Source organism: Gymnodinialimonas sp. JB5-7, assembly GCF_055693405.1.
The window spans coordinates 2,724,502-2,751,465 of sequence record NZ_JBVFUX010000012.1 but is presented as its reverse complement, the minus strand read 5'-3'; the positions used below and the strand labels follow the sequence as shown (position 1 = coordinate 2,751,465).

General features: G+C 61.9%; 28 protein-coding genes and 3 pseudogenes. 20 read left to right on the top strand and 11 right to left on the bottom strand.

All coding sequences use genetic code 11. The features are described 5' to 3' along the window. The first annotated feature begins 172 nt into the window (after window positions 1–172). Window positions 173–346: a hypothetical protein gene (locus tag ACZ1HK_RS22870; protein ID WP_368474688.1), complete on the top strand. Its 174-nt coding sequence runs from the start codon at window positions 173–175 to the stop codon at window positions 344–346. 41 nt (window positions 347–387) lie between these two features. On the opposite strand, the gene ACZ1HK_RS22865 is transcribed toward ACZ1HK_RS22870, so the two are convergent. Together ACZ1HK_RS22865 and ACZ1HK_RS22860 are read right to left on the bottom strand one after the other, a co-directional pair. Beyond that, the gene (locus ACZ1HK_RS22865) at window positions 388–1,074 is read right to left on the bottom strand and encodes an LCCL domain-containing protein (RefSeq protein ID WP_472630624.1); all 687 of its coding nucleotides are present in this window, start codon (window positions 1,072–1,074) and stop codon (window positions 388–390) included. 162 nt (window positions 1,075–1,236) lie between these two features. Next, window positions 1,237–2,016: a gamma-glutamyl-gamma-aminobutyrate hydrolase family protein gene (locus ACZ1HK_RS22860; protein ID WP_472630623.1), complete on the bottom strand. Its 780-nt coding sequence runs from the start codon at window positions 2,014–2,016 to the stop codon at window positions 1,237–1,239. 117 nt (window positions 2,017–2,133) lie between these two features. Here ACZ1HK_RS22860 and ACZ1HK_RS22855 point away from each other — a divergent pair, with 117 nt between their 5' ends. Further along, window positions 2,134–3,324 (top strand): cytochrome P450, encoded by a 1,191-nt coding sequence (locus ACZ1HK_RS22855; protein WP_472630622.1) that lies wholly within the window; start codon window positions 2,134–2,136, stop codon window positions 3,322–3,324. Between the two features lie 12 nt (window positions 3,325–3,336). Here the strand turns inward: ACZ1HK_RS22855 and ACZ1HK_RS22850 are convergent, their stop codons facing one another. Further along, window positions 3,337–3,756, bottom strand: a complete 420-nt coding sequence (locus ACZ1HK_RS22850; protein ID WP_472630621.1) for a GlcG/HbpS family heme-binding protein — start codon at window positions 3,754–3,756, stop codon at window positions 3,337–3,339. Window positions 3,757–3,891: 135 nt separating this feature from the next. Here ACZ1HK_RS22850 and ACZ1HK_RS22845 point away from each other — a divergent pair, with 135 nt between their 5' ends. The 9 genes from ACZ1HK_RS22845 (at window position 3,892) to ACZ1HK_RS22805 (ending at window position 11,279) form a co-directional block, all read left to right on the top strand. Beyond that, window positions 3,892–4,185, top strand: a complete 294-nt coding sequence (locus ACZ1HK_RS22845) for a hypothetical protein (protein ID WP_472630620.1) — start codon at window positions 3,892–3,894, stop codon at window positions 4,183–4,185. After that, entirely contained in the window at window positions 4,182–4,454 is a 273-nt protein-coding gene (locus ACZ1HK_RS22840; RefSeq protein WP_472630619.1) for a hypothetical protein, read from the top strand. Before ACZ1HK_RS22845 ends, ACZ1HK_RS22840 begins: the two co-directional genes overlap by 4 nt. Before the next feature lie 88 nt (window positions 4,455–4,542). Continuing rightward, on the top strand, window positions 4,543–5,664 hold the full coding sequence (locus ACZ1HK_RS22835) for a TFIIB-type zinc finger domain-containing protein (RefSeq protein ID WP_472630618.1): 1,122 nt from the start codon (window positions 4,543–4,545) through the stop codon (window positions 5,662–5,664). A gap of 109 nt (window positions 5,665–5,773) precedes the next feature. Next, a complete protein-coding gene (locus ACZ1HK_RS22830) occupies window positions 5,774–6,700 on the top strand; it encodes a carbohydrate kinase family protein (RefSeq protein ID WP_472630617.1) in 927 nt (308 codons plus the stop codon). Further along, window positions 6,697–7,140 (top strand): D-aminoacyl-tRNA deacylase, encoded by a 444-nt coding sequence (gene dtd, locus ACZ1HK_RS22825; protein ID WP_472630616.1) that lies wholly within the window; start codon window positions 6,697–6,699, stop codon window positions 7,138–7,140. The genes ACZ1HK_RS22830 and dtd overlap by 4 nt, the downstream gene beginning before the upstream one ends. A 158-nt stretch (window positions 7,141–7,298) precedes the next feature. Beyond that, window positions 7,299–8,726 carry a circularly permuted type 2 ATP-grasp protein gene (locus ACZ1HK_RS22820; RefSeq protein WP_472630615.1) on the top strand — a complete coding sequence of 476 codons (1,428 nt, stop codon included), beginning with the start codon at window positions 7,299–7,301 and terminating at the stop codon, window positions 8,724–8,726. 4 nt (window positions 8,727–8,730) lie between these two features. Next, a complete protein-coding gene (locus ACZ1HK_RS22815) occupies window positions 8,731–9,672 on the top strand; it encodes an alpha-E domain-containing protein (protein WP_472630614.1) in 942 nt (313 codons plus the stop codon). 5 nt (window positions 9,673–9,677) lie between these two features. Next, on the top strand, window positions 9,678–10,481 hold the full coding sequence (locus ACZ1HK_RS22810) for a transglutaminase family protein (protein ID WP_472630613.1): 804 nt from the start codon (window positions 9,678–9,680) through the stop codon (window positions 10,479–10,481). A gap of 57 nt (window positions 10,482–10,538) precedes the next feature. Then, a complete protein-coding gene (locus tag ACZ1HK_RS22805) occupies window positions 10,539–11,279 on the top strand; it encodes a proteasome-type protease (protein WP_472630612.1) in 741 nt (246 codons plus the stop codon). 18 nt (window positions 11,280–11,297) lie between these two features. Here ACZ1HK_RS22805 and ACZ1HK_RS22800 read toward each other — a convergent pair whose 3' ends face one another. Both ACZ1HK_RS22800 and dksA read right to left on the bottom strand, forming a co-directional pair. After that, window positions 11,298–12,449 (bottom strand): FAD-dependent monooxygenase, encoded by a 1,152-nt coding sequence (locus ACZ1HK_RS22800; RefSeq protein WP_472630611.1) that lies wholly within the window; start codon window positions 12,447–12,449, stop codon window positions 11,298–11,300. Window positions 12,450–12,515: 66 nt separating this feature from the next. Beyond that, the gene (gene dksA, locus ACZ1HK_RS22795; RefSeq protein WP_368474674.1) at window positions 12,516–12,971 is read right to left on the bottom strand and encodes an RNA polymerase-binding protein DksA; all 456 of its coding nucleotides are present in this window, start codon (window positions 12,969–12,971) and stop codon (window positions 12,516–12,518) included. A 230-nt stretch (window positions 12,972–13,201) separates the two neighbouring features. On the opposite strand from dksA, the pseudogene ACZ1HK_RS22790 reads away from it, so the two are divergent. The 9 genes and pseudogenes from ACZ1HK_RS22790 to ACZ1HK_RS22750 all read left to right on the top strand — a co-directional run bounded on the left by ACZ1HK_RS22790 (window position 13,202) and on the right by ACZ1HK_RS22750 (window position 19,449). Next, window positions 13,202–14,040 (top strand): annotated as a pseudogene (locus tag ACZ1HK_RS22790) (AAA family ATPase). Between the two features lie 208 nt (window positions 14,041–14,248). Beyond that, a complete protein-coding gene (locus tag ACZ1HK_RS22785) occupies window positions 14,249–14,641 on the top strand; it encodes a GNAT family N-acetyltransferase (protein ID WP_472630610.1) in 393 nt (130 codons plus the stop codon). Between the two features lie 10 nt (window positions 14,642–14,651). Then, entirely contained in the window at window positions 14,652–16,019 is a 1,368-nt protein-coding gene (locus ACZ1HK_RS22780; RefSeq protein WP_472630609.1) for a DUF2927 domain-containing protein, read from the top strand. A gap of 15 nt (window positions 16,020–16,034) precedes the next feature. Next, window positions 16,035–16,199 carry a hypothetical protein gene (locus ACZ1HK_RS22775; RefSeq protein ID WP_472630608.1) on the top strand — a complete coding sequence of 55 codons (165 nt, stop codon included), beginning with the start codon at window positions 16,035–16,037 and terminating at the stop codon, window positions 16,197–16,199. Window positions 16,200–16,356: 157 nt separating this feature from the next. After that, window positions 16,357–17,541: a vWA domain-containing protein gene (locus ACZ1HK_RS22770; RefSeq protein WP_472630607.1), complete on the top strand. Its 1,185-nt coding sequence runs from the start codon at window positions 16,357–16,359 to the stop codon at window positions 17,539–17,541. 2 nt (window positions 17,542–17,543) lie between these two features. Next, window positions 17,544–18,065, top strand: a complete 522-nt coding sequence (locus ACZ1HK_RS22765) for an aminopeptidase P family N-terminal domain-containing protein (RefSeq protein ID WP_472630606.1) — start codon at window positions 17,544–17,546, stop codon at window positions 18,063–18,065. Further along, window positions 18,055–18,183 carry a hypothetical protein gene (locus ACZ1HK_RS22760; protein WP_472630605.1) on the top strand — a complete coding sequence of 43 codons (129 nt, stop codon included), beginning with the start codon at window positions 18,055–18,057 and terminating at the stop codon, window positions 18,181–18,183. Before ACZ1HK_RS22765 ends, ACZ1HK_RS22760 begins: the two co-directional genes overlap by 11 nt. Beyond that, the gene (locus ACZ1HK_RS22755; protein ID WP_472630604.1) at window positions 18,180–18,593 is read left to right on the top strand and encodes a M24 family metallopeptidase; all 414 of its coding nucleotides are present in this window, start codon (window positions 18,180–18,182) and stop codon (window positions 18,591–18,593) included. The genes ACZ1HK_RS22760 and ACZ1HK_RS22755 overlap by 4 nt, the downstream gene beginning before the upstream one ends. Window positions 18,594–18,750: 157 nt before the next feature. After that, window positions 18,751–19,449: a M48 family metallopeptidase gene (locus ACZ1HK_RS22750; RefSeq protein WP_472630603.1), complete on the top strand. Its 699-nt coding sequence runs from the start codon at window positions 18,751–18,753 to the stop codon at window positions 19,447–19,449. A 50-nt stretch (window positions 19,450–19,499) separates the two neighbouring features. Here ACZ1HK_RS22750 and ACZ1HK_RS22745 read toward each other — a convergent pair whose 3' ends face one another. From ACZ1HK_RS22745 to ACZ1HK_RS22720, 6 genes and pseudogenes are all read right to left on the bottom strand, one after another. Continuing rightward, a complete protein-coding gene (locus tag ACZ1HK_RS22745; RefSeq protein ID WP_472630602.1) occupies window positions 19,500–20,039 on the bottom strand; it encodes an RSP_2648 family PIN domain-containing protein in 540 nt (179 codons plus the stop codon). Continuing rightward, window positions 20,036–21,233: pseudogene (locus tag ACZ1HK_RS22740) on the bottom strand (RSP_2647 family RNA methyltransferase). Before ACZ1HK_RS22740 ends, ACZ1HK_RS22745 begins: the two are co-directional and overlap by 4 nt. A gap of 39 nt (window positions 21,234–21,272) precedes the next feature. Beyond that, a complete protein-coding gene (locus ACZ1HK_RS22735; RefSeq protein WP_472630601.1) occupies window positions 21,273–21,905 on the bottom strand; it encodes a DUF6778 family protein in 633 nt (210 codons plus the stop codon). Window positions 21,906–22,148: 243 nt separating this feature from the next. Beyond that, window positions 22,149–22,913 (bottom strand): HpcH/HpaI aldolase family protein, encoded by a 765-nt coding sequence (locus ACZ1HK_RS22730; protein ID WP_472630600.1) that lies wholly within the window; start codon window positions 22,911–22,913, stop codon window positions 22,149–22,151. Window positions 22,914–23,072: 159 nt separating this feature from the next. Then, on the bottom strand, window positions 23,073–24,188 hold the full coding sequence (locus ACZ1HK_RS22725) for a FliM/FliN family flagellar motor switch protein (protein WP_472630599.1): 1,116 nt from the start codon (window positions 24,186–24,188) through the stop codon (window positions 23,073–23,075). A 100-nt stretch (window positions 24,189–24,288) separates the two neighbouring features. After that, window positions 24,289–26,963 (bottom strand): annotated as a pseudogene (locus tag ACZ1HK_RS22720) (ATP-binding protein). Between the last annotated feature and the right edge of the window lies 1 nt (window position 26,964).

Genomic DNA, 26,964 nt, shown 5'->3' with positions numbered 1-26,964 from the left:
TAGACCGCACTATCTGCAGTATGACCAAACCCTACAAATTGCCCCCGGCTCAAACACTGGGGGAGTTTCCCCATATCGTGGCTTGGGGTGTTGGCAGCCCACCGGACCTGCAATTTCAGCGACAAAATGCTATACTACGGCTCCCGAACCCCTAACCTGGAGGATTTGGAAGATGCTTCAAAGCGATATCACTCAATACGCCCATGCCCTGTACGCCGCCCATGGCGACAAGGCCGAAGCCGAAGCTGCGCAAAAGGCCCGCGATGCGCAAAACACCGCCGAAAGCCGGAAGTGGGACAAAATCCGGCTGCACATCAAGGAAATGCGCGGCGCGAAACAGACTTAGTCAACGGGCCCCGGCAACGCTGCGCCGGGGCCTATTTTGCTTCACTGGAAGACGTAGCTGCGATCCCATGCGGGGTAGTCCGTGGACGTGACGCCGTTGCGCGCCGATCCGGTGTATGCGGGCTGATTGCCCAGAACCAGAACCGTCACAACACCACCTGCGTTGAGGTCCACCAAGCCGCGATGCAGGGCCGCGACGCAGATGGGGCTGTCCGACGTATAGACATCTGTGCCCCAGATCGTGGAATTCGCATTGCCGCCCGGAGGGCACTGGAACGTATGCAAGCTGCCGCTATCCTCGCCAAACCCGGCTGCATCCAGGCTGGTGCCCCAGTCGATCGGGGTATGCGCGGGTGCGCCTGCCAGAGGCACAACACCGGTGATCTGGAAACTCGACCCCCAGCTGCCATAGTCCGATGAGGTGACGCCGTTCTGGTCCGAGCCTTGATAGGCATCCATCCCGCCGACCTGACGGAAGCTGACCGTTCCGCCCTCAGCCTGCGTGATCCAACCGAAGTGAACGGCAGCCGTACAGATAGAGCTGTCGGACGTATAAGTGCCCGTGCCCCAAACGGCGCCGGTCACGCCACCTGGCGCGCACTCAACACTCCCCGTGGCCCCGGGCGCATCTGCCCCAAGCGTGATCAGGTTCGCGCCCCAATCGGCAAATGCGGGCGCGCTGAGACAGGCCAACACGGCCAGTGAGCTGCTGAAAAGTCTTGAAAACATGTATGTGGGCCTTTCAATCGCGATCCGTGCCGCCGGTCCGTTTGAACGGGCATGGGCGCGGTGCCACGGCAAAGGGAAGACGCACAAGCTGCGCCTAATGCCGTTTCGTAAGCAATAGCCTGCCTCAATCAATCATTGTGGAGCAAGGATAATCCGCGGCGCTCAGGCCACGTCGCTGACCGGCACAGGTCGGCGGCCAGACGCCCATTCGCGCGCGGCTTCGCCAAATGCTGCGAACAATGGGCGCGAGACCGGGTCATCGGCGGCGCAATATTCGGGATGCCATTGCACGGCCAATGTAAAGCCGGGCGCGTCGGCGATGTAGATGGCTTCTGGCGTGCCATCGGGGGCGTGGCCGTCGATAACGACACGCGGACCGGGCACCTTGATGCCCTGCCCATGCAAGGTGTTCGTCATCACCGATTGTGAGCCCATAAGCCGGTGAAACGGCCCATTCTCGCCAAACGTCACTTCGTGGCGGAGGGCAAACTTCTCTTCAATAGTGCCATCTGGTGGCATGCGATGGTTCATACGACCGGGCAGATCCCGAATTTCGGGGTAGAGCGACCCGCCCATCGCCACGTTCACCTCCTGAAAGCCGCGGCACACGCCCAAAAAGGGCTGGCCCCGATCCACACAGGCCCGCACAAGGGCGAGAGCCACTGCATCGCGGTTTCTGTCCATCATGCCATGGGCGTCGGTATAATCCTCGCCATATTCCTCGGGGTGCACATTGGGCCTGCCGCCGGTCAGAAGAAAGCCGTCACACACCTCAAGCAGCTGGTCCACATCGACGAAACGCGGATCCGACGGGATGATCATCGGCAATCCGTCGGAAACCTCTGCCACGGCTTCGGAGTTCATCGTGCCGCCCGCGTGGGTCGGGTACTCATCATTGATGAGGTAATGGTTTCCGATGATGCCGATTACAGGACGGGGCATGGTTCTTCCAATATTGCAGTTGAAACATTACCTAACCGTCAAGCGCCCGAAGGAAAAGGCGTGGCTGCGCGCAGGTCGCGGCGCATTTGCGCACATGACGCGAAAATAGGCATTCCCATGGTGTACCGCCTCAACGATCCCGATTTTCTGGCTGACCCGGCACCAACGCTTGCCCAAATGCGGGCCGAGGGGCCCTTGGTGAAGGTCAAACTCCCCTTCGTCGGCCAAATCTGGATGACCACAAGCGATGCCGCTGCGCGCACGCTTTTAAAGAACCCCGATCTGTTCCGCCGCGATCCCGGGCCGATCACCGGCAAGCCGCTCGCCAAGCGTTTCTGGTGGATGCCCGGCTTTTTCAAACCGCTGCTGGACACGATGATCGTGATGGACGACCCGGCCCACCGGCAGATGCGCCGGTTGGTGGAACTCGCCTTTGCCCGTGCAACGATCGAAGATCTTCGCCCGCAACTCACCAAAATGGCGGATGGCCTTTTGGACGCAGTGCCCTCGGGACGGGTCGATATCGTTAAACACTATACCCGCCCCCTGCCCTTCCTTGCGATTTGCACCCTTCTTGGCATCCCCGAAGACCGGCACGATGCCCTGACCCGCCGCATGGCGCCACTCAGTGCGGTCACAAACCCGTTTCGTGCGATATATGCTGTTCTTCGCTTGCGCGGCGTCTTGGCGGACTTCCGGGATCTGTTCGCACAAGCCCGTGAAACACCCGGCCCGGGCTTGATCTCTGCGCTGGTTCACGCGGAAGAGGATGGGCAGAAGCTGACAGAAGATCAGCTACTTTCAATGGTACTTCTTCTCTTTCTTGCAGGCCATGAGACCACCGTCCACTTGATCAACGCAGCCATTGTAGGGCTTGCCACAGATCCCGACTTACGCGCGCATTTCGCGGAAAATCCGGACACGCGGCACCTTCTGATCGAAGAATTCATGCGTCACATATCGCCTGTGATGACCACGAAGATGATGTTTGCAGCCCAGGACACCGACATCCTGGGTGCGCCCATCAAGAAGGGAGAGATGGTGGCGCCCCTGCTTCTTGCCGCAAACCTCGATCCGGAAAGGTTCGAGACACCGGAAACCTTCATCCCCGACCGCAAGCCCAATGCTCATCTTGGGTTCGGCTTCGGTCCGCATGTTTGCCTTGGCATGCAACTGGCCCGGATCGAGGCCTCCATTGCCCTAGACCGCCTTTTTGCAGGCCGCTCCGACCTGCAACTCGCCGAGATGCCGCGCTACTTGCGTCGCCCCGGCCTTCGTGCGCCTGCATCCGTCATCCTCAAGCTGTAAGCCGGCATGCGCTCAGGCCATCGCTTCGAAGCCCGCGGCCTCGATCCCGGCCACCGCGGCCTCGGCGTCATTGTCCGATGTGTCGCCGGTCACGCCCACCGCGCCCAGGACCACGCCATCGCGCATCACCAAAACGCCGCCTGGAACAGGCACCACTTTGCCGCCATAGACCCCGTTCACCGCTGCCATGAAATAGGCCTGCGCCTCTGCGCGGGCCATCTGCGCGCTGCCGGGCATGCCAAGCATCACCGCGCCATACGCCTTGCCTTGCGCAATCTCGAAACGGCCCGGGGCCGCGCCATCCTCGCGCTCAAACGCAAGAACATGGCCGCCAGCATCCAGCACGACGACTGAAAGTGGCTTTAGCTCCATATCCCGGCCCTTTGCACGGGCAGTGGAAATGATGGTGCGGGCCTGGTCGAGGGTGATCATGACCGTATCTCCTTGGGTCAAAAGCGGCGTTGCATGCTTCTCCCTCAAGGCGAAGGTGGGTGCAACGTATCGCAGGCATGAAACTTTTGCTCGACACCACCCGTGGCTACACTGCCCACGATGAATGGAGCTTTCATGCCTGTCGCCTCGATCTTGACCCGTATCCGCTTGCCGCATCGCCGGACGGTATTGAAAGGGCTGCACTGGGGGATTATCCCGTTCTTTATCTGGTTCATATTCGCAGACCCCGATGCGCTGCGCCGCATGGGGCCGGGCTGGTTTCAACTCCATTCCATCAACGGGCTGATCTTTGTCACACTGGCTCTGATCTGGACAGGGACACATCTGCAAAAGGGCCTAGCGTCCCGACCGGGTCCAAAACTGCCCCCTTCGCCCGGCGGCTGCATCCAATTCTGCACAAAACGTTGATTTGGGGGCTGTTTCTGGTCGCCCTGGGTGGGTTCGGCCTTGGCCTCACATCGGCTGTTCTACTCCGCGCGGGCGGGGTTGTGCCAATCGCGCCGCCACTGAACCTGCCGCAAGCCCATGCCATCGTGTCCTGGCTGCATGTTTACCAATTCTATGCGCTGGCCCTGATCGTTTTGGCCCATGGTGCATTTCACATTTGGCGGCATGTCCGTTTGCGTGACAACGCCCTGCGCATCATGGCGCCTCGCGCGCTCCATCGGTTCCTGTGACCCGCCAACATCCGGTTTTCCTTGCTTGAGTTACGCCGCCAGTCGCGAAATGGTGAGCGCACCCCTTCATTGCGACAAAGACCCTTCAATGACCGACACGTATGACCAAGAGCCTGAAACCGCCCGCCCCGAAGATGAACACCGCTTTCCCTGCTCCAACTGCGGGTCGGACATGCGCTATGCGCCGACCGAGGGCAAAATGGTCTGTGACCATTGCGGCAATGAAGAAGCGATTGAAGTGCCGCCCGACCAAGGTGGCGAAGGTTTGGTCGAGAACGATTTTGAAGCGGCCCTGCGCGGGCAGATGGACAATGTGGAGATTGAGGAAACCCGGGTTTCCCAATGCCCATCTTGCGGCGCACAAGTGCAATTTGATGCCGATGTGCACAGCCAGGACTGCCCGTTCTGCGCCACACCCGTTGTCACCGACACCGGCACCCACCGCCATATCAAGCCCAAGGGCCTCGTGCCGTTCCAATTGGAAGAACGCGAGGCGCATAAAGCCATGGAAGACTGGCTTGGCGGCCTCTGGTTCGCGCCCAACGGGCTGAAGGAATATGCCCGTCAGGGGCGCGAGTTGAATGGCATCTACGTCCCTTATTGGACTTACGACGCCGACACGGACACGAGCTATCGCGGCCAGCGTGGCACGGCCTACTACGTCACCGTCAACGGACCCGATGGCAAACCGCGTCAGGAACGCCGCATCCGCTGGACCCGCACCTCGGGCCGTGTCAGCCGGTTCTTCGACGACATCCTCGTGCTGGCCTCCAAATCCCTGCCCAAGCGCTACACCGATGCATTGGCACCATGGGATCTATCCGGGCTGGCGGAATATCGCCCCGAGTTCCTGTCTGGTTTCCGGGCCGAGGGCTACACGGTCGAACTCGACGAAGGCATGGTCGAAGCCCGCCAGATCATGGATGCGCAGATCCAGCGCGACATCCGCCGCGACATTGGCGGCGACGCACAGCGGATCGACTCCATGAACACCCATGTCGACAAGACAACCTTCAAGCATATCCTGCTGCCAGTCTGGATCGCGGCCTACAAATATCGCGGAAAGTCCTACCGGTTCGTGGTCAACGCCCAATCCGGCAAGGTGCAAGGCGAACGGCCTTGGAGTGCAGGCAAGATCGCGCTGGCCGTGATTGGCGCCATCATTCTTGCAGCGGCGGTGTTCTACGGGCTTGAGGTGATGGACCAGTAACGGCCCCTCCCCGGCCCCGACGGCCTTCCTTTCGGCTGGACGTCGGTTTCCCGGCTTCCCTCGCAGCCGCGTTACCGCTAACAAGGCGCGCGAACGAGGGAGGTCCACGATGATCTTATGCGCCGGTGAAGCCCTGATCGATATGCTGCCCCGCAAAACGGAGGCAGGCGAAGCCGCCTTCGCACCTTACCCCGGTGGGTCGGTGTTCAACACGGCCGTAGCATTGGCCCGTCTTGGCCAGCCCGTTGAATTCTTCACGGGTCTATCAACGGACCTGTTCGGTGAACGGCTGGCAGGCGTTATGATGGCCAATGGCGTAGGCTCCACCCTCGCCCATCGCTCGGACAGGCCCACGACGCTGGCCTTCGTGACGCTAACGGATGGCCAGGCCAGCTATGCCTTCTACGATGAAAACACCGCCGGGCGCATGCTGACGGCGGCGGACCTGCCCGCGATCCCGGAAAGCGCAATGGCTTGCTTCTTTGGCGGTATCTCCCTGGCGGTAGAGCCCTGCGCCGAGGCCTATGCCGAGATGGCCGAGCGCGCCAGCCAGGGCCATGTCGTGATGATGGATCCCAACATCCGCCCCAGTTTCATCAAGGACGAAGCCCGCTTTCGTGCGCGCATGGACCGGATGCTGGCCGCGTGCGACATCGTGAAAGCCTCGGACGAGGACCTGCATTGGCTTCTGGGCGACCATGGCATCCCGGTTCTGGCGGAGCGGACGCTTGCAAAAGGCCCCGCTCTCGTACTCGTCACGCAAGGCGGCGACGGGGTCACAGCATACTTTGACGGCGGCAAAGTCCATATCGACGCTCAGATGGTAGAAGTCGTCGACACGGTCGGGGCCGGTGACACCTTCAACGGTGGCGTACTGGCGGGCCTGGCCCAGGCAGGCGCGCTCGACAAGGGCATGATCCGCAAGGGTTTGACCGAAGAGACGCTGCGCGAGGCGATGACCCTTGGCGTAAAAGCCGCAGCGATTACGGTCAGCCGCGCCGGTGCAAACCCGCCTCGCCTGGACGAGATTGCATGAGGGCGCTGATCCAGCGCGTCACAGAGGCCAAGGTTGAAGTCGACGGCGATCTGATCGGCCAATGCGGCCCGGGCCTTCTCGTTCTTATCTGCGCCATGCAAGGCGATACGGAGGCCGAGGGCGAGAAACTCGCGGCGAAGATCGCCAAGCTCCGGATCTTCAAGGATGAGGCTGGAAAGATGAACCGCTCGCTAGCGGATGTAGGCGGCGCAGCGCTGGTGGTCAGCCAGTTCACTTTGGCGGGCGACACGTCTCGCGGTAATCGGCCGGGCTTTTCAACCGCGGCACCGCCATCGCAGGGTGAGCGCTTGTATCTGCATTTTGCCAAAGCCCTACACAGCCACGGCATCCCGGTTGAAACGGGGCAGTTCGGTGCGGACATGGCGGTCAGCCTTGTCAACGACGGCCCCGTCACGCTTTGGCTGGACACTTCGGCGTAGTTGAACACCGCGTAGTCCAGACGGCTTTCGCGAAAACCTGCGCCCGGCACTTCGCCTAATAATTGGGCAACCTTTCTCCAACCCCCTGCGAAACCACCTGAAATCGCTGGCCCTTTCGCTCAGAACCTCGTCTGTTAGCGTTAGGGGTGGGAGGACACATGACCGACGACAGCCGATTTTTCGATGAAATGACCGCCGGGCAACCGGATCCACGCGCGCCATACGGCGCTTACGCCACCTGGTTCAACGGCGAAGACCTCAAGGATTTGCGCCAGAAAAACAGCGACGCAGAGAGTTTCTTCCGCCGCACGGGCATCACCTTCAACGTCTATGGTGCAGCCGAGGCCGATGAACGCCTGATCCCGTTCGACATCGTGCCGCGCATCATTTCGGCCCGCGAATGGGCGAAATTGACCAAGGGCATCGAGCAGCGTGTGCGCGCGATCAATGCGTTTCTCTACGACATCTATCACCGACAGGAGATCCTGCGCGCAGGCCGCGTACCGCGTGAGTTGATTGATAAGAATGAGGCTTTTCTGCCCCAGATGATCGGCGTCTCACCGCCCGGTGGCGTCTATACGCATATCGTGGGCACCGACCTCGTTCGGACTGGCGAGGATGAATTCTTTGTCCTTGAAGACAATGCCAGAACCCCAAGCGGCGTCAGCTACATGCTGGAGAACCGCGAAACGATGCTGCAGATGTTCCCAGAGCTGTTTTCGCGCATCAAGGTTCAGCCAGTCGGCTCTTACCCCACAAGTCTGCGCCGTTCGCTTGCGGCCTGTTCGCCTGTTGCCTGCGATGGTGAATGCACGGTCGTCGTGCTGACCCCCGGCATCCACAACTCCGCTTATTTCGAACATGCCTTTTTGGCCGATCAGATGGGAGTCGAGTTGGTCGAGGGCCATGACCTGCGCGTCCAGGATGGCCGCATCGCCATGCGTACCACCGAAGGCTACAAGGCGATTGATGTGCTCTATCGCCGTGTCGATGACGACTTCCTCGATCCACTGAACTTCAACCCGGACTCGATGCTTGGGGTGCCAGGCATCATGGATGTCTACCGCGCGGGCGGGATCACGATTGCCAATGCACCCGGTACGGGGATCTCCGACGACAAGGCAATCTACAGCTACATGCCGGATATCGTTGAATTCTACACGGGCGAAAAGGCGATCTTACAAAACGTGCCGACCCATCGCTGTTCTGAGCCGGACACCCTCAAATATGTGCTGGACCATCTGCCCGAGCTTGTCGTGAAAGAGGTCCACGGATCAGGTGGGTACGGGATGCTGGTCGGCCCCGCCGCATCGAAGAAAGAGATTGAGGAGTTCCGCAAGAAGCTGGAGGCGAGACCGTCAAACTACATCGCGCAGCCCACGCTCGCCCTCTCGACCTGCCCGATCCTGACCGCCAAAGGGCTTGCCCCGCGCCATGTCGACCTGCGGCCCTTCGCGTTGATGTCGCCCGACAAGATCACGCTCACACCCGGCGGGTTGACCCGCGTGGCGCTGAAAGAGGGCAGCCTTGTGGTGAACTCATCGCAGGGCGGCGGCACCAAAGACACCTGGGTTTTGGAGGAGTAAGGCAATGCTCGGCAAAACTGCAGGTGGCCTTTTCTGGCTGTTCCGTTACCTCGAACGGTCTGAGAATACGACGCGGCTGATTGAGACCGGCTTTCGCATCGCGCTGACCCGGCCCGGGGGATCAGATGATGAATGGCATTCGGTCTTGCAAACAGCCGCCGTTGATCAGCTCTACGCGGCCCGGCACGGCGATGTGGACCAGGCCAAGGCGATAGACTTCCTGCTTCGCGACAAGGAGAATCCGTCATCCGTTCTGTCTGCCATCGCAAATGCACGCCAAAACGCCCGCCTGACCCGCACCGCGCTGACCCGTGAAGTCTGGGAAGCGATCAATGACGCCTATATGGGCCTGAAAGAAACGCTCCAGCGCCCTGTCTCGCCAAAGCATTTGCCCGAGGTTCTGGGGAGCATCCGTCAGCACTCCGCCCTTGTCCGCGGCGCAATGCACGGCACCATGTTGCGCAATGATATTTTCGATTTCTGCCGCCTTGGGACGTTCCTGGAACGCGCAGACAACACGGCTCGTATCCTCGACGTGAAATACTACGTGCTGCTGCCCTCGGTCACGCAGATCGGCTCCAGCCTCGACAATGTTCAGTGGGAAACGATCCTGCGATCCGTTGCCGGTGCGCGGTCCTACCGGTGGCTGACCCAGGGCAACATCACCCCCAAGGGCATTGCCGATTTCCTGATCTTCGACGGTCGCATGCCGCGCAGCCTTCGGTTTGCGGTGCGCAAGATCGGCTCCAACCTCAGCTATCTGGAAGAGAATTACGGGCAGCGCCACACGTGCCACGATCAGATCGATGTTCTGCAGGCCCGCTTGCAGCACGGCACCATCGACGACGTGTTCGAAGAAGGGTTGCATGAATTTCTGACCGAGTTCCTTGGTGATCTGGGCCGGTTGGGCGGCCAGATCGAACAAGATTTTCGGTTCCTGGGGTGAGCGCCATGAAACTCTCCATCCAGCATACCACAACGTACCGCTTTGCAGCCCCCGCGACGTACGGGCTGCAGCAATTGCGGCTCACGCCAAAGAACCATAACGGCCAAAGCGTGGGCTCATGGCAGATGGATGTGCAGGGCGGCAAGATCGAGACGCAATTTACAGATCAGCACCGCAATACCGTGACACTCGTGTCCCTTGCCGCCGACGCGATGGATGTCACAATCACGTGCCAAGGCACGGTCGAGACCGCGGATAATGCCGGTGTGATCGGAAAACATGCGGGCTTTGCCCCGCTTTGGTACTACCAGCGCTCAACAGCGTTGACGCGCGCGGGCGCCGGTGTGCGCGGCCTTCTCAAGGGGCTGCAACAGGAAAGCGACGACGACGTGACGCGGCTGCACACCCTGTCGACCCGCATTTTGTCGGCGGTCCCGTACGAGATTGGCCGCACGCAATCCGGCACTGATGCCGAAGAGGCAATCACCATAGGCGCAGGTGTCTGCCAGGATCACACCCACATCTTCCTTGCCGCAGCCCGCGCGATGGGACACCCGGCGCGCTACGTTTCGGGCTATCTGATGATGGACGACCGCGTCCACCAAGACGCGAGCCATGCCTGGGCCGAGGCCCATGTTTCAGGCCTTGGATGGGTTGGCTTCGATGTGTCGAACGGGATCTCACCCGATCCGCGCTATGTGCGCGTCGCAACGGGCCTCGACTATGCGGAAGCGGCACCAATCTCGGGCCTCCATTACGGTGCGGAAGGGGAAGCCATGGCCGTCGACATTCAGGTGGCGCAGCAGTAAACCAACCTTAAGCAAGCGGTGCTATAGACACCGCATCGGGATCTGGGGGATCGGGCCGTGACCTATTGCGTGGGGCTGAAACTGAACCGGGGGCTGGTGTTCATGTCGGACACCCGTACCAATGCCGGTGTCGATAACATCAGCGTTTTCAAGAAGATGTTCCAGTGGGAGGTTGCGGGCGAACGCTCCATCACCCTGATGACGGCGGGCAATCTGGCCACCACGCAGGCGGTCGTGAGCCTCTTGAACGAACGCGCCCTTCCGGCGGACGAACGCGGAACGCTTTCAATCATCGAAGCCCCGTCGATGTTCCAAATCGCCAAGCTGGTGGGGGAAACGCTCCGCGAGGTGATTTCGCAGCAATCCGGGCTTGAGGGCCCTCAAGCCGACAGCCCCTTCGGTGCCACGCTGATCCTCGGTGGTCAGGTCAAAGGCGGTGAGCCGCGTCTGTTCCTGATCTATCCCGAAGGCAATTTTGTTGAGGCCTGCGATGACACGCCATTCTTCCAGATTGGTGAGACGAAATACGGCAAACCCATCCTCGTGCGCGCCTACGATCCGGAGATGCGGTTCGAGGAAGCCGTGAAACTGCTTCTCCTCAGCTTCGATTCCACCATCAAGGCGAATTTGAGCGTCGGGATGCCGTTTGACCTGCATCTGTATGAGGCGGAAAGCTTCCGGCACGGCCCAATCCGCCGCATTGAAGCGGACGACGCATTTTTCGCCGAGATTTCATCGGGTTGGGGCGAAAAGCTGCGAGAGGCGTTTGATACCCTCCCCGACTATTCTCTCGATTAGGGACTGCGCCGCGTCCGCCTATCGCGTGACGTCGTGGGCGTGGATCCAGCGGAAGCGATTGGCCACCACATGGGGCGCGTAGCGTGACGCCAGGCGCAGGGCGGTATGCGCGGCAAATCGCATTGGGCCAGGCCGTAGGTGGTAGTTCGTGGCGTTGTCATTGGCCGCTTCGATCACTTGCAGGGCGCGGGGTTTGCGCAGCGCCGCATAGACAGCCAGCGCCTCGCTGTTCTCCGCGTCATCCGCCAGGCAACGTGCCAGCACGTAGGCATCTTCCAGCGCAAGATTGGCCCCCTGTGCAAGGAACGGCAGCGTCGGATGGGCCGCATCGCCTAAAAGGGCCAGGTTGTCCGAATGCCAGACCTTGGCCACTGGGTGCCGAAACAGGCCCCATAGGTTTGGCGCTTGAACATCCGCCAGCAAATCTTTGATTTCAGGGCAAAAGTCGGTGAACGCCGCGCGCAAGTTCTTCGGGTCATCCTCATGGGCCCAATCCTCGACCGCCCATTGATCACGTTCCTCCACGGCCACGATATTGGTGAGGTCTCCGCCACGCAGCGGATAGCGGACCAAATGGCGCCCCGGTCCCATAAAGACATGCGCCTCAGGCGGCAGATCACGGCCGGGAAGGGTCGCGCGCCATGCAACCTGGCCCGTGAAGAAGGGCTTCGAGCGCGGATTGAAGACGTGCCGGGCGGCAGAGTGCAGCCCGTCAGCGGCCAAGGTCAGGCCATGCACCTCCTCCGTCCCATCCGCAAGTTTGAGTGTGTTGACGGACCCATCGATCTCAACTCCCGCGACGCGGGTGTTCAACCGGACCTCGACACCGGCATCCCGGCAGGCTCCGTGCAGCGTGTCGATGAGATCCGCACGGTGCACCAGATGGAACGGGCTGCCGAGCGGCATTGCAAAAACCTCTGCCCCGCGCCGAAAATCGCGCAGGCGCACGGTTGTCGAACGGATGGACCGCGCCGCGATAGTGTCAGCGATCCCAAGGGCCCGGAGCACAACCCAGCCATTTGGCGACACCTGCAAGCCGGCCCCAACCTCCGCAATCTCGCCGGCCTGTTCCAGAACCGTGACTACGGCCCCCCGTTGGGCACAGGCCAAAGCCACCGCCAGGCCGCCGACACCGCCGCCCAACACCGTAACGGGTTTGCCGATCAACACGCATCTGCCTCCAAATGAAAAAGGGCACCCGCTGGATGCCCCTTCCGTTTGCGATCCGCCAAGCGGTCAGTCGTCGCGGTGGACCTTTTCGCGGCGCTCATGCCGTTCCTGGGCCTCAAGGCTCATCGTGGCAATCGGGCGCGCGTCCAGACGCTTCAGCGAAATCGGCTCGCCTGTCACTTCGCAATAGCCGTACTCGCCCTCTTCCACCCGACGCAGCGCCTGATCGATCTTGGCGATCAACTTGCGCTGGCGGTCGCGGGTGCGCAGTTCAAGCGCGCGGTCCGTTTCTTCGCTGGCGCGGTCTGCGACGTCAGGAATGTTGCGGGTGCCGTCTTGCAGGGTCGAGACGGTCGAACGGCTCTCATCCAGCAAATCGTTTTTCCAGGTCAGCAGCTTGCGGCGAAAATACTCAAGCTGCTTGTCGTTCATAAATGGTTCGTCTTCGGCCGGGCGATAGTCATCCGGCAGGAAAATCTCTGCTTTCATCGTGCTCCCCTCAGAGAGGCTGGTGTCGTTCATGGTGTCTCGCCCTTATGCGGAGTCCATACAGCCTATGAGCGTCCGATTACACGGGCGGAGCGGCTTTGTCACGCGCAGAAAAGCAGGTTTCTACTTTCACGTGAAATGAATTTCCGTTGATCGGCTTCCGCGTGCTTTCGGGCGGTAAAATGTGCCTGAAACGCGTGACTTGCCTTTCCGGGGCGCAACCCATACCCGTCTTCAAAGCCGTTCTTTCGCAGGGAAATGCCATGCACTTTCAGGGCACCGAAGACTATGTCGCAACCGACGATCTGACCGTCGCAGTGAACGCCGCCGTCACCTTGGAACGTCCCCTTTTGGTCAAGGGGAGCCCGGCACCGGCAAGACAGAGCTCGCGCGCCAAGTCTCGCAATCGCTTGGCCTGCCGATCATCGAATGGCACATCAAATCGACCACCCGCGCGCAACAGGGCCTTTACGAATATGACGCCGTCAGCCGTCTGCGCGACAGCCAGTTGGGCGAAGAACGGGTCCATGACGTCAAGAACTACATCCGCAAAGGCAAGCTTTGGCAGGCCTTTGAGGCAGAGGGGAAGTGCGTCCTGCTGATTGATGAGATCGACAAGGCCGATATCGAATTCCCGAACGATCTGCTGCAGGAACTCGATCGGATGGAGTTTTTTGTCTATGAGACCGGTGAGACGATCAGCGCCAAGGTGCGCCCCATCGTCATCATCACCTCAAACAACGAAAAGGAACTGCCAGACGCGTTTTTGCGCCGCTGTTTCTTCCATTACATCCGCTTTCCCGACGCCGATGTCATGCGCAAGATCGTCGAGGTGCACCATCCGGGCATCAAACAGGACCTTCTGACCGCCGCCCTCACGCAGTTCTATGAGATCCGCGAACAACAGGGACTGAAGAAAAAGCCGTCAACCTCCGAAGTGCTGGATTGGCTCAAGCTGCTCCTCGCCGAAGACCTGACGCCTGAGGATCTGCGTCGCGACGGGGCAAATGCGCTCCCGAAATTGCATGGGGCACTTCTGAAGAACGAACAGGACGTGGCCCTGTTTGAGCGTTTGGCGTTTATGGCCCGCGGCCAGCGCTAAGGCGCGTCTTTGCCGATGCCCATGGCGCGCGTGCCACAGACCGCGTGGCAAAAGAAAACCTCCCCTATCGTGCTGCCCGATTCCTGCCATAATCAGGCGGCACTATCTGGCAAAGCACCCTTGCCGCACCCGATGTTAAGGTAGCAACTCACGTGAGCAAAGCGTTCGAAATTCGCCCCTCGGGCGGCGGGATCGGTCCGATTGGGGCGTGCTATGGCGGGGCTATCTCGACTTTTACGCGGCTGAGATCGACCCATCCCACGATGACCTGCTGTTTGACCGCCTGACAGATCCTGATCGCACAAACATGCAAGCCTGGGTCGCCGAAGATGCAGACGGGCTTGTGGGCCTGGTGCAGATCATCGTGCACGCCCACACCTGGCGCGCGGCGGATGTCACCTATCTGCAAGATCTCTTTGCCCTGCCCCGTGTCCGCGGCACGGGCGTGGGCCGTGCCTTGATCGAAACGGTTTATGCCGATGCCGATGCAGCCGGGCGGCCTGTCGTCTACTGGATGACCCGCCAATCCAATGCGACGGCGCGTACCCTGTACGACCGTATTGGCGAACCAACTGATTTCATGAAATATTCCCGAGCGTGAGGCGCCCTTCTTGTTCCGTACCCTGTCCCGCCTGATCCCTGTCGCCGCCCTTGCGCTCGCGGCCTGTGCCCCCACCACGGGCGCTGATGTCGCCGAACGACGCATTGCTGCCCTGCCCGAGGCTCTGCCGCCGATGAACACGTTCGGCCAGGCCAGGGCGCAGGCACCAAGCCGCTCCAACACATCCATCGCCGCCGACTTCCTCGACCTCAGCTTTCAGATGGAATCGGGCCGGGTGATTGAACGGATAAGCCGCTTTGAAGGCCCCGTCACGGTGGCCATCACTGGCTCTGTTCCCGCCTCGATGAGTGCGGATCTGGATCAGCTTCTGGCACGTTTGCGAACTGAGGCCGGAATTCCGATCACCCGGGTTACAAGTGATGCGTCCATTACCGTCGAAACCATGCCCCGCGCGCGCATGCAGCGCGTTGTGCCGCAGGCCGCTTGCTTCGTGGTTCCGCGCGTCAGCTCGTGGGCCGAATTCCGGCGCAACCGCTCGGGCGGCACGCTGGATTGGACCACACTCGACACCCGCGAACGGGTCGCTGTGTTCATCCCCTCGGATGTCTCTCCTCAAGAAATGCGCGATTGCCTGCACGAAGAAATCGCGCAGGCGTTAGGCCCCCTCAACGATCTCTACCGCCTGTCGGATAGCGTCTTTAACGACGACAACTTCAACGCCGTGCTGACCGGCTTCGACATGCTCATCCTGCGCGCCTATTACGATGCGGACCTGCAATCTGGCCTCACCCGGGGCGAGGTTGCCGCGCGTCTGCCCGCGATCCTCTCGCGCCTGAACCCGCGCGGCGGGTCCGCCACAGGCGGTGGTCGCGGGTCGCAAACCCCGCGTCCCTGGATTTCAGCCATTGAAACCGCGCTTGGGCCGGGCTCGTCGGACACGGCAAGGATCGCGGCAGCCGAGCGCGCCGTCCGGTTGGCCCGGAACCAGAACTGGAACGACACGCGCACCGCATTCGCCTATTTCGCCCTTGGACGCCTGACGCTCAGTCGCGATGTGGAAGCCTCCATTCAGGCTTTCCAACAGGCCTCCGTCCTCTTTGACAGGGTCGCACCCGGCGGCATCCAATCAGCCCATGTGGATATGCAATTGGCCGCATTCGCCCTGTCTGCCGGCCAGGTCGACGAGGCGCTGACGCTCACCGCACGCGCCATGCCGGCCGCAACGCGGGCGCAAAATGCCTCGCTTCTCTCGACGTTGCTGATGATCCGCGCGGAAGCGCTGGAGGATGCAGGCCGCGCGTCAGAAGCCCGATCTGTCCGACTAGACTCCCTCGCATGGGGCCGATATGGCTTCGGCGGTCAGTCCGCCGTTGGCGCGCGCCTGACCGAGGTGGCGGCGCTGTCGCCAGGGCAGTAAAGGCTGGGGCACAACATGCTGAACTTCATCGGGGCTGGCTTCGGTATTGCCATCGGCGCACTGCTGGCGTGGCGGCGCAAGGGCAATTGGCAAGACATGGCGCAATGGTCAGCAGTGTTTGCGTTGATCGGGTTCCTCATCGGCACAATTGTCATGCTGATCGTACCTGCCCCGCAATGACATCGCGCGGCCCCAAGGTCATGCAATCTTGGTAAGCGGCACGCAAAGCGAACGCTCTTTCCCTAGTTAAATCAACCACTTAAATCACCTTATCACGCGTGATAAGCAGCTCGCTTTCCTGTTCGACGCGGCTCTAGCATCGCGCTAAAACACTCCCATGTTTCTGCCCTTCTTCGAAACCCTCCGCGCTGCGCGCATTCCAGTCTCGCTTCGGGAATACCTCGCGTTCTTGGAGGGGATGAGCCGCGGCCTCGTCACCTATGATGTGGACGGCTTCTACTACCTCGCTCGCACAGCGATGGTGAAGGACGAACGCCATCTGGACCGCTTCGATCAAGCCTTTGCCCATGCCTTTGCCGGTCTTGAGGCGATCAGTTTCGATGATGTGCTGGAGGCAACCGAAATCCCACGCGAATGGCTTGAGAAACTGGCGGAAAAGCACCTGTCCGAAGAAGAGCGCGCCGAGATTGAGGCGATGGGCGGCTTCGACAAGTTGATGGAAACCCTGCGCCAACGCCTCAAGGAACAGGAAAAGCGCCATCAGGGCGGGAGCAAGTGGATCGGCACCGCAGGTACGTCTCCATTCGGCGCCTACGGCTACAACCCCGAAGGCGTTCGGATCGGGCAGCACGAAAGCCGCCATCGCAAGGCGGTGAAGGTCTGGGACAAGCGCGAATTCAAAAACCTCGACGGCGATGTGGAACTGGGCACCCGCAACATCAAGGTTGCGCTCAAACGCCTGCGCCAATGGGCCCGCGACGGCGCGGCGGAGGAGCTGGATCTCGACGGCACCATCCGCGCCACCGCCGAACAGGGTTGGCTGGATGTGAAGACCCGCGCCGAGCGGCGCAATGCAGTCAAGGTGATCCTGTTCCTCGACGTGGGTGGCTCAATGGACGACCATGTGAAGGTCGTTGAAGAGCTGTTCAGCGCCGCCAAGGCCGAATTCAAGCATCTCGAATACTACTACTTCCACAATTGCCTCTATGAAGCCGTCTGGCGCGACAATCGAAGGCGGTGGTCGGAACAGATCCCGACCTTTGAGGTGATGAATACCTACGGGCCTGATTACAAATGTATCTTTGTGGGCGACGCCGCCATGTCCCCCTACGAGATCGCCTTTCCCGGCGGCGCGAACGAGCATTGGAATGAAGAGGCCGGCAGCACGTGGTTGCAACGTGCGCGCACCCAATGGCCCGATCACCTCTGGATCAATCCGACGCCCGAGCGTCACTGGCGCTACACGCAATCGACCCAGATGATCGACGAGATATTCGAGGGCCGCATGGTCCCGATGACGCTGGAAGGCATTGACCGCGGCATGCGGGACTTGGGGAAATAGACATGACCGAAACAATGGATCCGCCGCACTTCTCGCACGCGGAATTTCAGGCACGGCAAGCCCGCGCCACAGCCGCCCTTGCCGAGGCGGGGCTGGACGCTCTCCTGATCTTTGCCCCCGAAAGCATGTACTGGCTGACCGGCTACGACACGTTTGGCTTTGCGATGTTTCAGGCCATGGTGCTGGACGCTGATGGCCGGGTCGACCTGCTGACCCGCCTGCCCGACCTGCGCCAAGCGCAGAATACATCCGTAATCCCCCATGACAGTATCCATATCTGGCCCGAGCATCAGGGCGCCAACCCGGCCCGTGATCTGGCTGACCTGCTTGTGGCCCGCGATCTGACCGGTAAGCGCATTGGTTGGGAAACGCGCACCGCCGGGCTGACCTCATGCCAATGGCGTAGCGATTGCCGAAGTGGTGCCGGACCTACGCGATGCGTCCGACCTGATCCCTGCCCTGCGCCGCGTGAAGTCAGACGCCGAGATCACGATGATCCGGCGCGCGGCCGAGATGACAGATGACGCGCTCGACGCCGCCCTCTCCTTCACCGCGCCCGGCGCGTTTGAGGGCGACATCCACGCCGCCATGCAGTCCGCGATCCTGTCGAAGGGGGCGAGCCTGCGGGCAATGAGACCGTGATCGGCTCCGGCCCCAATGCGCTTCTCTGCCGCTCCTTCGCGGGGCGCCGGCATCTCGACGCGCGGGATCAACTGACGCTGGAATGGTCCGGCTCTGCAGCCCGCTACCATGCTGCCGCCATGCGCACGATCGTTGTGGGCCCGCCGTCAGATCAGCAGCGCGCGATGCATGATGCCTGCGTTGAAGCGCTGGAGGCGTGCGAGGCCGCCATCCACCCAGGCCGACCCATGGGTGATGTCTACACCGCCCATGCCGAGGTATTCGACAAACGCGGCCTTGCCCATGCCCGTCTTCAGGCCTGCGGCTATGGCATGGGGATTGCGTACAATCCGATCTGGGTGGAATTCCCGATGTTCTTCGAGGGCAACCCCCTGATCATGCAGGAAAATCAGGCTTTTTCCTGCATATGATCGTGATGGACAGCGCGGCAGGCCTCGCTATGACACTTGGCCATACGGTCCTGGTGACATCCGCTGGGGCCGAACGCCTCTCGCGCCACGGCACGGGCCTGTTGTCGGTGTCGTAAACGACATTGCCCAAGGCGCGCATCGACCCCATATCAGGCGTATGTTGAAGTTGACCCCGATCCTGCTGGCCGTGGGCTATGGCCTGGTGATGTACCTGTTCTCGTCCTGGCGCACGAAGCGGGAGCTGGACGCGCGGTCGTCCGAGCTGGCCGATCGCGATCTGATTGCACTGACGGACAAGTTTGCCCGCGTGCTCGACGTCGATCGGATCCGCGTCAATGTCTATGAGGTTGAGGCGGTCAACGGCCTGGCCGCCCCCGATGGGCGCATCTTCATCACCCGCGGGTTTTACGACCGCTACCGCGCGGGCGAAGTGAGTGCGGAAGAACTGGCCAGCGTCATCGCGCATGAACTTGGGCACGTGGCCCTCGGCCATACCCGGCGGCGGATGATCGACTTTTCGGGGCAGAACGCGGTGCGCGCCGTTCTGGCCGGGGTCTTGGGGCGCATCATCCCCGGTATCGGCCCATGGATCGGCGGTATGGTTGCCTCGCTTCTGGCCGCGCGGCTCAGCCGTCAGGATGAGTATGAGGCCGACGCCTATGCCTCTGCGCTGCTTGTCTCTGCCGGGATCGGTACCGGTCCGCAAAAATCCCTCTTCGCGAAACTCGAAGGGCTGGTCGGGCTGAAAGGCGGCGGCGCGCCGGCCTGGTTGATGAGCCATCCGAAAACCGCTGAAAGGATCTCGGCCATCGAGGCGATGGAGGCCCGCTGGCACGAAAGCGGTCAGCCTGAGTGACGCGCTGCAAAGGCCGTCTTATGCATTTTCATGGAACAAAGAGGGCGGGTCTAGCGTGTGAGGGCCTTGCCCAATCGCGGCAGACGCGCACGTATTAGAAGGGCGCGCAGGGGCAGGTTTTCGCCCGACAAACGCTCCGCCTCGGCATGTGTGGCCATCACGGCCTCTTCCACGCGATCGGGCACATCGAGCCAAAGATCCATCAACAGCACATCCGGCGCGCGCGCAACGATCCCGTGGCCGGACAGTTCGCGCGCGGGGAAGTCGCGTAGATTAAGGGTCACAATCATCTCGGCTTGACCCACAACGGCAGAGCCAAGCACATGAATGTCGGCCGGGTCCGGCAGCCAAAGCGGTGCCTCGTCGCCTGGCGCGGTGAGGGCCGCCGGAAAGCGCGCATTGGCGCGCGCAATCTCGGCATCGGCCAAAGCGGCATCCGCCTCACCGCCATTGCGACGGGCGGCGCGGCGCCATTCCTCCAGCAGGCGGTCGGACCAGATCGGCGTGAACAGCCCACGTTCCGCACTGCCCAACAGGATCTGCCGCAGCACTGTGGGGTAAAGGACGCAGGCATCAAGGACGGCGATCATAAGCGGAACGCAATGGCCTTGAGGTATCCCGTATCGCTCAAGCTCGGATGGACAGGATGATCTGGGCCCGCAAAGCCCGTGTGCAGGATCCGCGGTTCACGCCCGGCCCGGCCAATGCCGCGCAGACAAGATGCGCGGAATTTCGCGACATCGGCGGCATGGGAACACGAACACAGAACCAACGTGCCCCCCTCAGCCACCAGAGGTGCCGCAAGACGCGCGACCCGTTCATAGGCACGCAAGCCCTTGTCGAGCGCCGGTTTTGATGGCGCAAAGCGCGGGCGGGTCGGCAACCACAAGGTCAAACTCCGCGCCCTCGGCGGCCAGCGCCTCCATGGTCGCAAACGCATCGCCCACGCGGGTCGTGAATCGGTCCTCCATCCCCATGGCCCCTGCCCCGGACGTGGCCAGTTCCAGCGCAGGGCCGGAGGCATCAACGGCCAATGCATCGCGTGCTCCCGCGGCCAAGGCCGCCAACGCGAAGCCGCCCACATGGGAAAACACATCCAGCACGCGCGCACCTTCGGCCAAACCGGCCGCAAAGGCGTGGTTCGGTCGCTGGTCGTAGAAAAGGCCGGTCTTCTGCCCGCCCATGACATCGGCCATATACGTCGCGCCGTTCATCGGCACCGGGATCGGCCCATCGGGGGCTGTGCCTGTCAACACCGCCATATCTTCCTCAAGCCCCTCCTGCGCGCGGGCGCGCGAGGTGCCATTCTTGATCAGGGTCGTGCAGCCCGTGGCCTGGGTCAGGATATCGGTCAGGTCCGCCAACCGCTCTTCCAGCCAGATCGCATTGGGCTGCATCACAAGCGTGTCGCCAAATCGGTCGACGATCAGTCCAGGCAAGCCATCGCCCTCGGCATGGATCATCCGATAGAAGGGCGCATCATACAGCGCCGTCCGCAAGGAAAGCGCACGGTCCACTTTGGCCGCCAACCACGCGCGGTCAATGGTGGCGTCCGGGTTGCGATCCAGGATCCGAAGCCCGATCCGCGCGCCAACACTGGCAACGCCAATCCCAAGCGGCTCACGGTTTGCATCCTGCAACAGGGCCAATGCGCCGGCAGGCACGGCTTTGGCACGGCGATCGAGAACAAGGTCGTCGGCCCAGGCCCACGGATGGCCGTGGCGGATGCGTCGGGCATCGGCCTTGGGTTTTAGACGCAGAACAGGAAAAGGGGGCGCGGTCATGGCGCCCCCTCTAGCGGGTTCTTCAGATGGGGAAAAGGCTCACTCAGCCGCGGCGACAAGAACGCTTGGCGCAACGGTTCCGATGAATTCGGCCTGAACCCAATCTTGCAAGCGGCGCGTGATGCGCAGGCGCTGTGTCAGGCCGGCGGCGTCCGCCTCGATGGCGTCGTTGCCGCCAAGCGCCGGGAAGGTCAGATCAAGCTCTTCCGGGCCGGACAGGATCACGCCGGTTTCGGCATGAACAACGGTCAGAATGAACTCGATTTCCTGCTCGGACGGCAGGTTCGAATAACGCACGCGCTGGGTCTGGGCGTGGAACCGTGTGATCTCGATGTTGACGATCACAGGGATCGAGCCTGTGACAGCCTCGAACGCGGGCGTCAGGGCTTCGGTCATCAGATCATCAACCTGCGTGTGACGATCGCCGATCGGGTCCTCACGCCAAACAATGTCTGCACGGGGTTTGATCGTGTTGGCCTCGCTCACCGTCAGGGTGCGCGGCACGTCGACGTCGACGGCAACAACATCCCAATCCTGGATCACGATGTTTTCGACCGCGGGCGGTGGTGTATCGAAAGCGACTTCGCGCGACACATCAACGCCACCGACACAGCCGGAAACAGCCAAGGCTGCACCAAGAACGATTGCGGGGATGAAACGGGATTTCATCATGGTATTTCTCCTGCACATCGGACGCCGACGGGCCTCCGAGACTTGCCGTTGCACATGGCTTGTTCGTTACGCGTTCCGGTCGTTTTTTGCCGGAACACAGCCAATTTGCCTAAAAAGCAGGGCACAAAGGCGGAGGGTGTGTGATGATTTGGGGGTGTTTACGTGGAAACAATCCGCCCGCATTAAGGCTGATTTTTGACAAATGCGGCAGGATTGTGGCCGCAACCCCTTGAGCGAGGGCCGTTAGTCGAGCGCCCGAATACCCGCAACCTGGGCCCGTGCGCCCTGCAAAATCCACGCATGTTCGGAGGCGATAAAGAACATCGAGAAACCGTGCTTGCGGATCGCAGCTGCGCGGTCTGCATCGGCCACGAAGGTCACATATCCCTTGCCATGGGCCTTGGCTGCTGCACCGGTCCGTTCCATGGCTGTCCGCAGATCAGCGCTGGTTTGGTGGTCATGGCCATAGGCCACGCTCAGATCAGCCGGCCCCAGGAATAACGCGTCAATGCCCGGGGTCGCCGCGATGGCATCGGCCGCCTCCACCCCTTCCGGGTCCTCGATTTGGGCAATCACAACCGTCTCAGCCGCGCTTTGCGCCAGGATATCCGGCATGGCGCGCGTGGCGTATCCCGCCCACCGGGTCGATCCCGCATAGCCCCGTCCGCCATGGCCGAACCGGGCAGACCGCGCCACCTTTTCGGCAACCTCAGCCGAGGTGACATGGGGCACGACCACGCCAACGGCCCCATCGTCCAGCGCTTTGCCTATGTTTTCCGGCGCGCCAGAGGGCACGCGGACCAGCACCGGGAAATCGGCGGCGCGGGCCAGGGCCATGCAGGCACTGATCGTCGTGCGATCAAACGGGGCATGTTCACAATCAAGGCAAACGAAATCCAGACCGGACAGGATCAGCACCTCAAGCATGTCGACGCTTGGCGTTTTCATGAACGTGCCCGCCAAGGGTGTTCCGCCAATCACTTTTGCGCGGAATTCCGATATCGACATAGACGCATCCCCCCAAGGCAAGGATCAGCACGGTGCCAATCCGGTGACCGGACATTGGCTTTCCCACTCGCGGAACACAAGCCGAAGGGACAGGTTGCAGGCACTCAGCCAGACAGGTTCCCGTGCGCCGTCGCAAACAAACCGAGACGCGGCGCGCCGTCAGGCAATCGGGGCGTTGGGGTCGAAGTCAGCCATGGGCAGATCCGGGAGTGGATCGCCAACGCCGACATCGCCGCCCTCAAACATGCCGTGCGCAGTGGGCGCATCGTCCGCCCCCGGCGACGCAGAATTGGCACTGGGCATTTGCGCCACTGGTGCGGGGCCTGGAACGCTTTGCGCGGGGCTTAAGGCAGGCTCGGATGCCTGCCCATCTTTCGTTCGGCCCCTCCCAAGCCTGACCGCACGCCGCCCGCCGATCTGACCCAGTTTGCCTCGTGTGAAGATGTGACCTTTGTCATCCTCCAAGGTCACCATTTCCAGATCGCTCCGGTCAAAGGGAACCAGATCGCCATCCTTCAAGCTTTCGACCCGCGACAGGGGCATATGTAACCGCAGCAAGATCGCATTCAGCGCAAGCGGCGCGGGGCCCAACGCCGCCAACATGTCGTCGGCCCAGGTCTCGGGCCGGGCGGGTGGCTTGGCCTCCAGCTTCTTTGAGACGCGGCGGGCAAGGCTGGGGTCGGCTGGCAACAAAACCAGAAACCGGCCTGATTTCAGGCCCGCCGCACTGACGGTGGCATGCAATAGATGAAACCCCTTTGCCGGCAGAAGCAGATTGATCTGGCTTCGGTCCTTGATCTGGCTTCCGTAGACAATCCGGTCCGGCCAGTCGCGCCCGGGAACACCACCCGTCTCATGGGCCAAACTCGCAAAGAACAGGTCGATGAAGTCGCGGCACAGGGCCTCGTCAATGCGCGTAACTGGGCGTGGCGGACCCTGGACCTCTTCCACACGGCCTGTGGTCTGCACCTCGATCAACGCATCTACCAGCGAATGTTCAAGCGCCAACAGGCCACGCCTGCCGTCACGGTCCTCGGTCGCGGCAATCAACCCATGCTCCGGCAACGCTTCAAGGGCTGCGTCCAGATCGGCCTGCATCGTGATTTCAATGGCATCCAGCGCCACGCTGAACCCGTCCAAAGGCGCAGCGGCCCGGCGGACGGAGCGGGTCAAGCCAGTCTCAAGCGCCGGGACAAGATCATCCGGGCGCTGCTGAACACCGGCATGCGCCGCAATCTTGCGGGCCAGAACATTGCGCTGGTCGGTCGCGGGCATGGGCGTTCAAGTGCCTTCTGGCAAACGGAAACGGGGTCTCGTGCGCGTAGCCATGCCACAAAAGCCGTTAACGAAGCCCTTACTCCGGTGCTTTTTCCGCCTAGGCCGCTTTCAACGCACGCGCGGGAAGCCGCACCCGGAACGTCGCCCCACCCTGCCCTGGAACAAAGACAAGGTCCCCATCCAGGCGGGCCATGATCTCACGGCTGATGGCGAGGCCAAGCCCCGCGCCCGGCGCCCCCCGCGCCGTGTCGAGGCGGGCGAATTTCTCGAAAATCAACGCCTCCTGTCGCGTCGGAATGCCCGAGCCATTGTCCGCAAACTCAATCTCGAGACCTTGTCGCGTATCAACGACCGAGATCACCAGTTCCGGCACTGCCGCGTCGCAGTATTTCCGTGCGTTCGAGATCAGGTTGATGAAGACCTGCGCCAAACGATCGGGATCTGTCCACAGCGCCACCGCCTCACGCGCGCGATCCCGCACCAGCGTAATGCCGTCCCCCGCCTCGGCGCCCGCCGCATGAATGGCGCGGTCCAAAACATCGCCCAGTTGCGCCTCAGACATATTCAACGTCACGCGCCCGTTCTCCAGAACGCTGAGGTCCAGCAGATCATCCAATAGACGCGTCAGACGCAGGCTTTCGTCATGGATGATCCGCGAAAACCGGTGCGCGCCGCGTCGTCCACCTTGTCGGCCTGCATCAGGATCTCCGAGAAGGATCGGATCGAAGTCATCGGCGTGCGCAATTCGTGGCTGATCTGGCTCAGAAAGGCGTCCTTTTGCACGGACAATTCCGTTAGCTTCGCGTTGACTTCCCGTAGGCGTCCGGCGGTCTGCGCCAGCTCCTCTGACTTGGCCTCAAGCTGGCTGGAATACTCCATAATCTGCGCCGTCTCATCGGCCACAGCCAGCAGATCGCCCACGCCCACGCTGGCAGCGCCCGTGATCTGCGCCACCATTGCATGCGCCGTCGCGGCCCCAACGGAGCCGGCAAGCTCGCGTTCCAGATGGTCGAGGAAATCAGGCGTTGGCTCGGGCAACTCACCGTCGCGGCCCTGCTCCCGCGCGGCGTTTCGGAACAAGGCGATGGCCCGGTCGTCGCCCATGATCCGCTGCGCCATGATCCGCAGATCATCAGCCGCCCCCGCCGCCCCGGTCCAGCCTTTCACTGCACGCGAATGGTCGAAGACGTTGACAAACTGCGCGCCCTGCAACCGCTCCAACGGACTAGGAAAGCTGAAGAGAGAGCCCAGAATGAACAGCGCAGTGTTCGCACCAAGCGACAGAACCATCGCCGTCAAAAGCGGGTCACTGGCTTGCAAGCCAAGCGGGCTATCGGGGGCGAGCCATCCGATCCCCCAGGGCCCCTCTGCCAAGACATCGGGCATCAGCCCACCCGTTTCCGCAATATTCGGCAGCAGCAGCAGCCACGCCCAAATCAGGAAGCCTGCCCCGATCCCCAGGGCCGCACCCAACCGCGTCGCCCCTCGCCACAGGATGCCTCCGACCAAGGCAGGCAGAATTTGCGACACACCCAGAAACGAAATCAGGCCAATCGACGCCAACGCAGCCGTGCCGCCCGACAGGCGGTAGTAGACCCAGCCCAGAAAGAGGATCGCCGCGATGGAGACGCGCCGCGCCGTCAGCGCCACCTTGCGCATATCCTGGCTCAGAACCACACCGTCCTGGGAGCTGCGCAGCCAGAGCGGCACAATCACATGGTTTGATACCATCGTGGACAGGGCCAGCGCCGCGACGATGACCATCGACGTCGCCGCCGAAAAGCCGCCCAGAAAGACGAGCAAGGCCAGCGCGTCCTGCCCGAGGCTCAACGGCACGGTCAGAACGTACAGGTCAGGGTTGTCGCCCGTGCCCGGCAAGCTCATGCCCGCAACCGCGATCGGCACGACGAAAAGCGAAATTAGCAACAGATACAGCGGAAAGGCCCATCCGGCCGTCGCCAGATGCCGCTCGTCTGAATTCTCGACCACCAGCACCTGAAACATGCGCGGCAGACACAGGATCGCAGCGCCCGCCAATGCCGTCAGCCCCAACCAGCGCGCACCGTTGAGCGGCGTGTCGGCCACGGGCGAGGCCTCGATCCGCGCCAGCATGTCGCTTGGCCCGTCCGCGACCCCCCAAACCACGAAAACCCCCACGGCCACGATGGCCGCCAGCTTCACCACCGCCTCGGCGGCAATGGCGCTGACCAGACCGGGATGCCGTTCGTTCAGGTCGAGGGACCGCGTGCCGAATATGATCGTGAAAAGCGCCAGACCAACTGCAATCCAGATCGCCGTATTCGGCGTGCCCGCGCCCGTGCCCGCATTGGTAAACACCGAGAAGGACAGCGTGACCGACTGCAATTGCAGCGCGATATACGGCGTCGTGCCCAACACCGCCAACAACGTCACCAGCACCGCCAAACCGCCCGATTTGCCATACCGGCTTGAGATCATGTCAGCGATCGACGTGACCCGCTGCGCGCGTCCGATACGCACCATCTTGCGCAACAACCAGAACCATCCGATGAACACCAGCGTCGGGCCCAGGTAGATCGTCAGATATTCCAACCCCGACCGCGCCGCCGACCCGACCGCGCCATAAAATGTCCAGGCCGTCGCATAAATCGACAGCGATAGCGTGTAGGTGATCGGCGAATTCAGCCAGCGCACCCGTCCCGCCTTGGCGCTGCGCTCGGCCCAGAAGGCCACGGCAAACAGCACCAGAACATAGAGAATGCAGATCGAGACGAGGCTGTTGAAACTCAGCATC